At 53.1% G+C, this 11,464-nt stretch carries 12 protein-coding genes; 8 read left to right on the forward strand and 4 right to left on the reverse strand.

Features of this window, described 5'->3' with window-relative positions; translation table 11 throughout:
• Positions 1–159 precede the first annotated feature (159 nt).
• From NP596_RS06410 to pilM, 4 genes are read right to left on the reverse strand one after another with little or no spacing between them, the layout of a single operon-like run.
• Positions 160–486, reverse strand: a complete 327-nt coding sequence (locus NP596_RS06410; RefSeq protein WP_256614453.1) for a hypothetical protein — start codon at positions 484–486, stop codon at positions 160–162.
• Positions 479–1,120 carry a hypothetical protein gene (locus tag NP596_RS06415; protein ID WP_256614455.1) on the reverse strand — a complete coding sequence of 214 codons (642 nt, stop codon included), beginning with the start codon at positions 1,118–1,120 and terminating at the stop codon, positions 479–481. The genes NP596_RS06410 and NP596_RS06415 overlap by 8 nt, the downstream gene beginning before the upstream one ends.
• A complete protein-coding gene (locus NP596_RS06420; protein ID WP_256614457.1) occupies positions 1,110–1,730 on the reverse strand; it encodes a PilN domain-containing protein in 621 nt (206 codons plus the stop codon). Before NP596_RS06420 ends, NP596_RS06415 begins: the two co-directional genes overlap by 11 nt.
• Entirely contained in the window at positions 1,727–2,692 is a 966-nt protein-coding gene (gene pilM / locus NP596_RS06425) for a pilus assembly protein PilM (protein WP_256614458.1), read from the reverse strand. The genes NP596_RS06420 and pilM overlap by 4 nt, the downstream gene beginning before the upstream one ends.
• Positions 2,693–2,971: 279 nt before the next feature.
• Between pilM and NP596_RS06430 the strand changes: the two genes are divergently transcribed.
• From NP596_RS06430 to NP596_RS06465, 8 genes are all read left to right on the forward strand, one after another.
• Positions 2,972–3,211 carry a hypothetical protein gene (locus tag NP596_RS06430; protein ID WP_256614459.1) on the forward strand — a complete coding sequence of 80 codons (240 nt, stop codon included), beginning with the start codon at positions 2,972–2,974 and terminating at the stop codon, positions 3,209–3,211.
• A gap of 317 nt (positions 3,212–3,528) precedes the next feature.
• Complete coding sequence (locus NP596_RS06435) at positions 3,529–3,708, forward strand: heavy metal translocating P-type ATPase metal-binding domain-containing protein (RefSeq protein ID WP_256614460.1); 180 nt, start codon at positions 3,529–3,531, stop codon at positions 3,706–3,708.
• 25 nt (positions 3,709–3,733) lie between these two features.
• Complete coding sequence (locus NP596_RS06440; protein ID WP_256614461.1) at positions 3,734–4,018, forward strand: hypothetical protein; 285 nt, start codon at positions 3,734–3,736, stop codon at positions 4,016–4,018.
• Positions 4,019–4,138: 120 nt separating this feature from the next.
• The gene (locus tag NP596_RS06445; protein WP_256614462.1) at positions 4,139–4,753 is read left to right on the forward strand and encodes a hypothetical protein; all 615 of its coding nucleotides are present in this window, start codon (positions 4,139–4,141) and stop codon (positions 4,751–4,753) included.
• Positions 4,754–4,815: 62 nt separating this feature from the next.
• Positions 4,816–7,263, forward strand: a complete 2,448-nt coding sequence (locus NP596_RS06450; protein ID WP_256614463.1) for a heavy metal translocating P-type ATPase — start codon at positions 4,816–4,818, stop codon at positions 7,261–7,263.
• On the forward strand, positions 7,264–8,139 hold the full coding sequence (locus NP596_RS06455; RefSeq protein WP_256614464.1) for a sulfite exporter TauE/SafE family protein: 876 nt from the start codon (positions 7,264–7,266) through the stop codon (positions 8,137–8,139).
• Between the two features lie 34 nt (positions 8,140–8,173).
• The gene (locus NP596_RS06460; protein ID WP_256614465.1) at positions 8,174–9,040 is read left to right on the forward strand and encodes an NAD-dependent epimerase/dehydratase family protein; all 867 of its coding nucleotides are present in this window, start codon (positions 8,174–8,176) and stop codon (positions 9,038–9,040) included.
• Between the two features lie 506 nt (positions 9,041–9,546).
• Positions 9,547–11,361, forward strand: a complete 1,815-nt coding sequence (locus NP596_RS06465; protein ID WP_256614466.1) for an ABC transporter ATP-binding protein — start codon at positions 9,547–9,549, stop codon at positions 11,359–11,361.
• Positions 11,362–11,464 lie beyond the last annotated feature (103 nt).

The raw sequence follows: 11,464 nt of genomic DNA on the forward strand, positions 1-11,464 counted from the left end.
TTACCGCCGCGGGCGGCGCTAGCGTGTCGGCGGCCGGCGCGGCGGTTGCGGGCGGATAGGTTTTGTCGGTGATGGGTGTGCCCACGCTTGCGGTTCGACTACAGGCGGACAGTAACAACAGACCGGCAATAAATAGAGCAAAATTCGGATAGGTGGGCGTCATTTCAGCGGTTTTTTCACGGAAGGTACAAGAGCGAGTTTTTTGACCGAGTCATGTTGGCGGATGAGCACATGGCCGGGCAGGATTTTCAGTAAACGGGTGTCGTCGTCCAGGTATTCGCCGGCTTTTAGCGTCATGCCGTTGATGATGGCGCGTTTGCCGCCGTCGGTGATCAGAATGGCGGATAGCGTGAAGGATGACGGAGCGTTTACGTTTGCCGATGAAGGCGTTGCCGATAAATGGCCCGGAGTGGTCGGATCGCGCCATTCCGCATCGGCGGCAAATGCCGTCAGCAAACCAAGTAAGGGAACGAGTAACTTAAACACCGAGCCAGTCCTGTTCGAAGCTAAGGGTATATACCTGAATGCGGGTTTCCGCCAGGGGATAATTTTTGACCTTGTAATCGATACTGTCCCAATGGATGCGCCAAGGCAGGGTTTCCAGGGTCTTGAGATAGTTCAAGGTGCTGAAGTAATCGCCTTGCAGGGTAAGGTTCAAGGTATGCCGGAAAACCCAGGCGGGTTGCTCCTCGCCGCCGAATGTTTTGGGCGGCTGGGTTTCCAAACCGATCAGTTGTAAACCGCCGTGCTGTTTTAGCATGTCTTGCAGCGCGGCGGCCATCCGTTGCGAGGGGACGAAGCGCTTGTCGCCGCTGTCGAGTTGTTGTTTTAAGTTGCCGATAGACTGTTGCAGCGCCGCCAGGTTTTGCCGGTTTTGCAGGTTGGGGTCTTGTCGGCCGGCCGTTTCCAATTCAACGGCCAAGGCTTGTTGGCTGTTCAACAACTGCTCGATTTGCTTGATGTCATTGGCCAAGCGTTGCCGTTCCTGTTGTTGGGGTTGATACAGAAAGCTATCCCAGCATCCCCATAGCAAAAGTAATCCGGTGCCGACGACCAGACGTTGCTCGCGTAGCGTCAAGGCGGCAAAACGTTGACTGAATGGTTCTGTACTATTCGGCATCGGTTGTTTCCGCCTCCGATTTTAAATTGGAACTGACCCGGAAATCCGTTTGCGCACCGTTGTCCGAATTTTGCCGCATGATCAATTTGGCGAAGTGGCGGCCTTTGAATGCCGGGCTTGTTTGCAAATTTTTCAGCAGGGCAGGGATTTGTTCCGGTTTGAAGGTGCTGCCTTGCAGGTCGATATCGCGGCTGGCGCTGTCTAGCCGGATCCGGGTAAGCCACACCTCCCGATCGGCTTGATCGGCCAGCGCGCTTAAATAGCGGGAAAATCCCAGGGCCTGATCGGAACGGTCGTCCGTTAATAGCTCCAGAATTTGCGACAGGTTTTGCTGGCGCTGCCGGGCTTGCTGTAACGCCTGAAGCAACGTGTTGTCGATAGCTTGCCGGGGAAAGCGGGTCTGAGTTTCCGTTAAATGGTCGGCGGCCGCCTGTAGGCGTTGTTCCAGCTGCCGATGCCGGTTTCTTTGTTGGTGCAGTTGATAAGCACCGATGGCGCTGATGCCGAGTAACGACAAACACACCAACGCCGTGATTTGCAGGTAGGGGTTTTTCAGTAAGGGTTTATCGGTTCGGCCGTTTTTACCGAGCAGATTAACTTGCTGGATCATCTCGGCAATTCCAGGTAACGGCGCAAGCTGGCGCCTATGCAGGGTGCGCAGAGGTTTTGGGTGGTATCGTTTAACAGAATATCGCCTTCTATCATGGCGGACAGGTCCATGGCCCGGGCAGTGATGCCGTAATTGATGTTGAGAAAATTGATAATGTGGTGGGAGTCGGTCGGCATTAAGACGACGGCCAAGCTGCTGATGGGCGGGATGTCGTAAAAGTGTTCCACATAATCCAGCGAGCGTTGAATTTCCAGCGCCAAATTGTTTTGTTCCAGTTGCAGTTGTTCCGGGCTGTCGAAATGTAAGCCTTCGGTTAGCTGCGTATAACCGTGATCGATTCTTCGCGACAGATAAATCGAGCCGTTTTTTTGAATAATGATAATTCCGCTGGTTTGATGTAAGTGCAAGACGGCGACGCCTTGTTGGTTTTCCGGCAATAAAGTCGCCAAGTTGCGTAACGCCGTTTCCTGTACGTCTATTACCTTGACATTCAAGCCCGCCTCCTTGCATAACAGGCTTAAGGCATCGGCCAGTTGCAGCGGCACCGCGACGACTTCCAGCATGCCGGGGGTATTGGCGCGATTGGATTGGGGAAGCCGGTAATAGTCGATGTTGGATTGATCGATTGCATAATCCAGCATATCGGCGATGCGCCAGTTTACCGCTTGCCTGAGTTCCTCCGCGGGCACGGCGGGCGTTTCCACGCTCATGGAGCGGTATTGTTCCTGGGACAGCAGGATATGGCAGTCATAATCCGCCAATTGATAGTCCTTGACGATAGTCTCCAGTTTCGCTTGGCGCTGTTGTGCGCTGGCCGGCACGAATTCGCAATGCAGCAGGCGAGGGCGCTCCGTATCGCTATAACGGCTGACGGCAACCGCAAAACCGTGCGGAAAAAAGCTAAGGGCGGCGATGCCGGGAGCGATGGACGGCTTACGCAGTAATTTTTGCAACAGGCGCACTGAGCGGGCTCTTGATAATAAAAATGTTAAGTCTATATCAAATTTAAGGTTAGGTGCATTTAGCCGCGGATTCAGAGGGCTCGGGGGTTTAAAGGAGGGCCAAGATGGGAGCATAAAATAAACTATGTTATTTGGCGTAAAAAAATGCTGTTATATCCCTGATGTTTTTAAGTTTTTGCTGGCGTGTTTTTGAATAATGCAATGATTTCAATGCTTTGTTTTTTGGCATTTATCCTGCTGAAGTATGAGAATGTATTGGACTCTCTGCGAGGTTGAAAAATGGCTCAAGAATTAATTGCATCGAATTACGCGGCAACGGCGGAACAGATCAACACCGGTGCCTTGATGTTGGGCGCGGGGTTGGCGCTAACCTCAATGATATTGGTGCCGGCGCTGGCCATGCGCTTAGGGTTGAGCGCCAGCCTGACCGGGGCCTTGAGAATCGCCTTGATGAAGGCTTCCAATCGGGCGACCGCCATCAAACCGGTCGTCGATACCGGGCAACGCTTATTGCGCTGATTGTGCGTCCCCTTTTTTGATCGCGCGCATAGGAATGGTTGGAAACAACTTACCGAATATATTTCCTTTGTAGGAGCGGCTTTAGCCGCGATGAGCGCCTTGATCGGGGCTAAAGCCCCCTCCTGCCGGCAACAATCCCCGAAAATACGGGGATGTTATTTTTGACGAAACCCTTGCATGGCCGGCATGGCATCGGTTGACTGTTTTTGTCCGCTGTAAGGTTTAATTTTTGCTTACGGTTGTTTTGGATGAGCGGGACGTTATAATACTTACCGCAGTACCTAGGGTTTTCTTGATAAGTTGGGCTTATATTGATAATGAGTGATAAACATAAACAGTGCGACCTTTGCGGTTTGGATGTCGAAGTAGAGGGGTTTGAACTTAAAACCACCGAGGGCGACAAAAAATTCTGCTGCGAAGGCTGCAAAGGTATTTATCATATGTTGCATGAAGAGCAAGTGTTATCGGAAACACCAGAAAACACCAACAACCATTGATCAGGCACTAAAAGGTATTTAAGCGATGGCACACAATCACGATTCTAAAAGTATGTCCATGGGCAAGCAGGTTATGGCGGGCACATTGGCGACTGCAACGGTCAATACCGGGGGAAAACTTATGAGTAAAGCTGCTAAACACCCAGTATTGGTTTTCGGTCTGGGTATGGTTGCCGGTTTTTTTGTATATAAATACAGAAAAGACATCATTGCCAGCGCTAATAAAACGCTGGATGCAGGCAAGGACTTTATTCTGCATCAAAAAGAAAACCTGGAAGATATCGTTGCCGAGGCAAAAGAGGATAAATAATTCAACGCCTGAGTAATGAACTAATTGAACTGGTTGATATTTAAACCGGCTGACGTTTAATTTGAAACGGGCGTGCCTGCTTGCCGGGTTCGCCCGTTTTGTTTTTGCATACTATCAGTTATGGCTATTCAAAAAGAATTTGTAGTGCGTTACCGCGGCGAAGGCCATGTTCGCTTTCAGGTTCCGCCGCGCGCCGCGCGAGCGGAAGTCGCAAAATTGCTTACCGATAAAATTGCGGCCATTGCCGGCGTGTCGTCCGTGGACTTGTTTCGCCGCTCCGGTAAATTATCGATCCGGTACGATGAAAGCGTCTGCCGGTTTATCGATTTGGCCCGGCAATTGTTTGCCGAATTGGCGGCGTTGGAACAGCAGGGCTGGTTTGCGCCCCAGGCTGTCGCGGATACAGCCAAAAAGTCCCGCCTCGGCCTGAAACATAAGTTCAAAACCAGCAAGATCAACCGTTGGCTGGATGAGAAAATCATCGCCGCCAAGGAAACCGCCCAGGCCGCCAAAGTGATCGGCAAGCTGAGTAGTCAAGGCCCCAAGGCTTTATTCAAGGATCCGGAAAAAGCCGTCATCGATTTTTTGAACGATATTTTGATTTTGTATTTGATCAAAATACATTGGACCCGCATTACCACCCAATGGCTGGTAAAGCCTTTGGTGTATCGTTACGAGTGGATGGCGACCTTTTATTTGTTCTTCCTGCTGGTACGTTCACGCAAACCTAAATAGCTTTTCGGGCCGGCCCCGCCGCTTGCCGGGCCGGCAGGTTCGATCACCGTTCAGAGAAAATCATGGATTCCGCTACGCCCGCCTTCAAACATTTTCAACTACAGCATCAATTAAAAAACCGTATTCGCATTCTGACCCCGGTACTGAAAAACGATCCGGAGCGCGGTTATATTTTTGAAATTCTGCTGAAAAAACGGCCGGAAATCACCGATGTCAGATCGGTGTTCGAGATCGGCTCGGTGGCTATCGAGTTCGACGGCAGCCGCCTGCCGAAAAAGAATCTGTTGATTTTACTGGATGCCGTATTGGGCAATATCGCTCAAAAAAAGCCGACGCTAAAAAAAGACCGGAAAAAGCGTTTCGAAGGTCCGGTGCAGGACATAGACCTGGCCGTGGAGGGCATGAGTTGCGCGTCCTGCGCGCTGCTGATCGAAATGGTGCTAAACCGCGACGAGCGCGTCAAAACCGCCAGCGTCAATTTCGCCACTCAAACCGTCAATGTGCAAGGCCAGCTCAGTAAAAACGATGTGGTGGAGCAAATAGAAAAGCTCGGTTATAGCGCTTTATTGGTCGATACCTTGTCGCAAAGGAAGAGGCTGATCGAAAAGGAGCGGCAGCGGATTGACGCGGCCCGGCGTCGATTTGCATGGGCAGGGCTGTTGACCGTACCCGTGGTCGGCGCGGCGATGACGATGAAAGTATCGCGCTGGATGCATTGGTTGCAATTTTTATTGACGACCCCGGTGGTATTCGGCGCCGGCAGCCAGTTTTTCAGCAAGGCCTATCGCCTGGCCAAGCAACGCGCGGCCAATATGGACACCTTGATCGCCTTGGGCGTGGGGTCGGCTTACGGCTACAGCGTGCCGTCGCTGATACGCCGCCGCGGGCATGTCTATTTCGAAGCGGCGGCGGCGATTATTACCTTTGTGTTATTGGGCCGGTTCCTGGAAGAGCGCGCCAAGGGCAAGGCCGGCGAAGCCATCCGCCGCTTGGTGGATTTGCAGCCGCAAACGGCCACTCTGTTGCGGGACGGGCTGGAAGTCGTCGTGGATGTCGACGAGGTCCTGGTCGGCGATGTGATGCTGGTGCGCCCCGGCGAACGCATTCCTACCGACGGTAAAGTCATATTCGGCCTGTCGACGGTGGATGAATCCATGGTGACCGGCGAAAGCATGCCGGTGGTCAAAACCGTCGGTAACGCCGTGATAGGCGGTTGCGTCAACGGCAACGGCGTATTGCATGCGGAAGCCACCGCCGTGGGTATGGATACCGTGCTGGCCGGCATCGTGCACATGGTCGATCAAGCCCAAGCCGCCAAGCTGCCGATTCAAAAACAGGTGGATAAAATTTCGGCCGTTTTCGTGCCCTCGGTAATGGCGGTATCCGCCGCGACTTTCGCCGGCTGGCTGTTGGTCGGCGCGCCGTTTTCCTTCGCCTTCGGCAATGCGATTACCGTGCTGTTGATTGCCTGCCCTTGCGCACTGGGTCTGGCCACGCCCGCCGCCATCATGGTCGGTACCGGCCAAGCCGCTAAAAAGGGTGTGTATATCCGTAACGGCGAGAGTCTGGAGGTGGCCAGTAAACTCAGCGCCATCGTCTTCGATAAAACCGGCACCATTACCGAGGGCAAACCCAAGGTCGGCGAGATATTCAATCTGTCCGGGGTCGACGAACTCAAGCTGATAACCCTGGCCGCTTCCGCCGAGTATGGCTCCGAGCATTTTCTGGGTAAAGCCATTGTCGAATTTGCCCGCGAAAAATCGCTTGAACTGCATGAATGCAGTTATTTTTACAGCGAAACCGGGCGCGGTATCCGCGCCGAGGTGGACGGTTACAAGCTGTTGCTGGGTAACCGGCACTGGCTGAGCAGCCAGAATATCGATATCGCTAAACTGGAGCTGGCGGCGGACAGCGCCGCCGGACAGGGTAAAACGCCGGTTTACATGGCGATTAACGATGAAGCGGCGGCTATTTTCGCGATTGCCGATAGCCCCCGCCTGGAAGCGGCGGCATCGATTGCCCGCTTGCATGAGCTGGGCATCAAGACCCTGATGGTCACCGGCGATACCGAAAAAACCGCATATTACATAGCCGACCGGGTCGGAATAGCCGATGTGGTCGCCAATGCCAAGCCGGAAGAAAAGCTGCAAATCATTCAACAATTGCAAACCGAGGGTTTTCTGGTCGGCATGATAGGCGACGGCATCAACGATGCGCCGGCCTTGGCGGCCGCCAATGTGGGCTTTGCAATCGGTAGCGGCACCGACGTCGCCATAGAATCGGCCGACTTGACGTTGGTGCAGGGCGATATTTCCAAGGTTACCGAAACCATAGAGCTCAGCGCGTTTACGATTCGGGTCATCAAGCAAAATCTGTTTTGGGCTTTCGGTTATAACACTATTGCGATTCCGGTCGCCGCGATGGGCAAGCTCAACCCCATGATCGCTTCGGCGGCAATGGCCTTGAGTTCGGTATCGGTCATCGTCAATTCGTTAAGGTTGAATAAATAAATGGAACAGTCGATGGAAGGCATGGATCATTCCGCTCACGTTGCAGCGGGACATGGCGATCATGTCATGCACGGCATGGCGGAGATTGCCGCCGCCAGCGGATTCGATTACTCGTTGGCGTTTGTGGCGGGTTTCTTGGGCAGCGGGCATTGCTTGGGCATGTGCGGTGCGCTGGTGTCGGGGTATTTCATGAAGGCCGGTAAAAATAAAAGCTACCTGCCTTATTTTGCTTACCAGTTCACCCGTATCAGTGTCTACGCCGTGGTGGGGGTGTTGGCGGCCGCGTTGGGCGTGGTGCTGGTTTCCAGCGGCCTGTTCGGCAAATTGCAAAGCATTTTGCAAATGCTGATCGGCGGCGTGGTGATCTTTCTGGCCTTGGGGATTTTGGGCTGGATACCGTTTCAAGGTTCGGTGCGTTTGATTCCGCTGCAGGTTTTGCGCAAGGGTTATGCCACCGCCAGCCGGAAAGGGCCGGTATTGGGGGCCATGATCGCCGGATTTTTGAATGGCTTGATGCCGTGCCCGTTGACATTCGCCATGGCGGTAAAAGCCACCAGCGCCACCAGTCTGGCGGAAGGCGGCGCCTTGATGCTGGCATTCGGCGCCGGCACCTTGCCGATGATGCTGTTTATCAGCGTGGCCTTCGGCAAAATGAGCGCCAAGCTGCGCGGCCTGATGTTGAAGGCCGCGGCCCTGATCATGATCTTCATGGGCTTGAATACCATTCACAAAGGTTTAAGTTTTTATCTGGATGAAGATTTCCGGCATAGTACCTTTTTGCTGATGATCAAAGCCAAGCTGGATGCCTTCGATGTCTTCATCGGTCAAATTCTGGATTATATCGCCGGCATGATTGGTGTTATCCAGGCTATGTGACGGCCGAGGCCATTAGGTTTTTCACGGGTCGGTAATGGCCAATATTCTGGTGGTTGGCTGCGGCGACATCGGCTATCGGGTGGCCCTGGCCTTACACGGTCTGGGCCACCGGGTGGTCGGTGTCAAACGGCGGCCGTTACCGGCACCCGCGCCTTTTCCAATTATCACTGCCGATATCCGCCAGGCTGGCGGCCTGCAATTAATACCGGTCGAGTTCGATCTGGTTTTGTTCATCGTTTCCCCCGGCAGCCGTCAGGCGGAGGCTTATCAAGCGCTTTATCGGTCAGGCTTGAACAATCTGCTGGCGCATGTCGCCGCCGCCAAGCCGAGGTGGTTGATGGTGTCTTCCAGCAGCGTCTATGGCCAGGATCGCGGTGAATGGGTGGATGAAAACAGTCCGACCCGGCCGCTGTCGCCCACGGCCCAATGCTTGGTAGCCGCCGAGCAGCGATTATGGGCCATGGATGACGCGCATTGCGTGGTGCGTTTTTCCGGCATTTACGGTCCCGGCCGGGACCGGTTATTGCGCCGCGCCGCGCAAGGCGAAGCCGTTCAACAAACGCCGCCCAGTTACACGAATCGGATACATTGCGACGACTGTGTTGGTGTACTGTTATTGGTGATTAAAAACCTGTTGGCCGGCGAACCATTATTGCCTTGCTATTTGGCCAGCGACAACGATCCCGCGCCGATTTGGGAGGTGATGAATTGGATAGCCCTGCAATACGCCTATCCAGCCCCCGCCGCATTGAATTTGACCGCTGAAGCCAGCCAAAACAAACGTTGCGGTAACGCCGGTTTGGCCGCCTTGGGCTATGAATTTCTGTTTCCGACCTATCGCGAGGGCTATATCGGTCCGGCTGCCGGCGTAACTGTCAAAAAACTATACAAACCAACATAAGCTGCTGAAATAACGTCATTAATACGCAAAAAAATCAAGTTATCTACAAAGTTATGCACAAAATGTGTGGATAATTTTGGTTTTCTCGAAATTTTGTATGGATAACTTCAATTGCCAGTGGCCGGCTCAAAGGTTTGTTACAAACTGGTTAAATTTTAGACAATTCAATTCAAGTATTTGATATTTTTAGATAAAAAATATTAATTTTCAGCTTGTCTACAGCATTATCCACAGATTATGGGGATAACGGTAGCAGCCCGCTACGGGTATTCGAATTTAACGGGCGTCGGAAACAGGCAGTTTTTTCGGTATCTTCAAGCATTGGCTAAAAATTCTACAGGCTAATAAGTTATTGTTTTTATAAGTATAAAATTATATTTACGCAAGTTATCGACAATGTTATGCACAGAAATTGTGGGTAAACTGTAATTTATTTAAAGGTTGTGTTGAAAACCGCGTTGTGTTTGCCCACAAATATTGTTTGATATAGAAACTAAAGGTCTCTCATGTCCAAGGATGCAAAAAATCCTGATTTTCAACGAGCCGCCACGGCACCCGCCTTACCCGCGCATACCGTGGGTTTTATCTGGTATTGTTTACGGCGGTTCCGCGGCATGATTTTGTTGATGATGGCGATGGAAGCCGGACAGGCGGCCGGCGGCATTCTGGTGCCTTATGCCATCAAGGCCTTAATGGATGCGGTGGCTGCCCATCCCGCCGGCGCCACGTTATGGGAGGCCTTTAAGCAGCCGTTACTGCTGCTGATCGGCTTGAACCTGGCCGAGATATTGTTCAGCCGCGCCAGCGGCGCTTTGCTGATCGTCATGGGGCCGCGCTTGCGCCAGCGTACCAGTCAATTGCTGTATGCCTATTTGCAGCAACATTCCCCGCGTTATTTTGCCAACCACTTTGCCGGCAGTCTGGCGCATCGGGTCAGCGAAACCGCGATGAGCGTCAACCATACCACTTGGTCGGTGCTGTTCGATTTTTGGCCTATCGCCATCACCTTCATGGTATCGATCGTCTTGTTGTTGCAAGTGCATACCGGTTTGGGCGGCTTCGTGGCCGGTTGGGTGTTTTTATATGTGGTCAGTTCCTATTGGATGGCGACCCGTTGCCAGCCTTACGCGCAAAACTACGCGGCGGTTCGCAGCTTGGTGAACGGCAAGATTGTCGACACCGTGACCAACATGTTGAATGTTAAATTGTTTGCGCGCCTGGATTACGAACGCGAATACCTGGAAGGCGTGCTGGAAGACGAAGTACGCGAAGGCCGCCGCACCTTTTGGTACATGGAGCGGGTGCGCTGGTTTCAATTTATCGCCGCCGCCGTACTGAAAATAGGCACCATCGGCTATGCCTTGCAACTCTGGAATAGCGGCGAAATCGGCGTCGGCGATTTCGCCATGAGCACCGGCCTGGCATTGTTGATCATAGGCGATGCCCGCAATCTGACTCGGCGGTTTCTGGAGTTTTTCGAATACGTCGGCAACGTGGCCAACGGCGTGGAGACCATCGTCAAGCCGCATGAAATTATCGATAAACCGGATGCGCAACCGCTAAAGGTGGGGGCAGGGCGCATCGAATTCCGTAACGTCTGCTTTGCCTACGAAACGGGCCGGCCTGTGTTCGACAATCTCAGTGTAACGATTGAGCCCGGTCAGAGGGTGGGGCTGGTGGGCTATTCCGGTTCCGGCAAATCGACCTTTGTCAGCCTGATTTTACGCAATTACGAACCGCAGTCAGGACAAATTTTGATCGACGGCCAGGACATCCTGCAAACCACACAGGATTCCCTGCATCGACAAGTCAGCCTGATTCCGCAGGAGCCTAGTCTGTTTCATCGCAGTTTGAAGGAAAACATTGCCTACGGCCGCTTGCGGGCCAGCGATGCGGAGATCCAAGCCGCCACTCGTTTGGCGCATGCCGATGCCTTTATTGAAGCCATGCCGGATGCCTATGAGGCTTTGGTCGGCGAACGCGGGGTTAAATTGTCCGGCGGCCAGCGGCAACGCATTGCCATTGCCCGAGTCCTGTTAAAAGATGCGCCGATTTTGATTCTGGACGAAGCGACCTCCAGTCTGGATTCGCTGACGGAAAAAACCATACAGGAAAATCTGGACAGGGTAATGGGGGTGAAAACCGTGATTGCCGTCGCCCATCGCCTGTCGACCATCGCCCATCTGGATCGGATTTTGGTGTTCGATCAGGGCCGGATTGTCGAAGACGGCAACCATGAAAGGTTATTGGCCGAAAAAGGTTTTTATTATCGATTGTGGAGCATGCAGGCGGGCGGATTTTTGCCGGACCGGCAGGTGTAAAGTCTTACCTGGAAGCCAGGCGCCGCCGGCCGATGCTTTGGGCTGCGTAATGCTCTGCCAGCAACTGGGTTCGTTTTCGGAAGCCCTGGTGGCTATAGACGGT

Origin of the sequence: Methylomonas rivi (genome assembly GCF_024505165.1) — a bacterium.
GTDB lineage: Bacteria > Pseudomonadota > Gammaproteobacteria > Methylococcales > Methylomonadaceae > Methylomonas > Methylomonas rivi.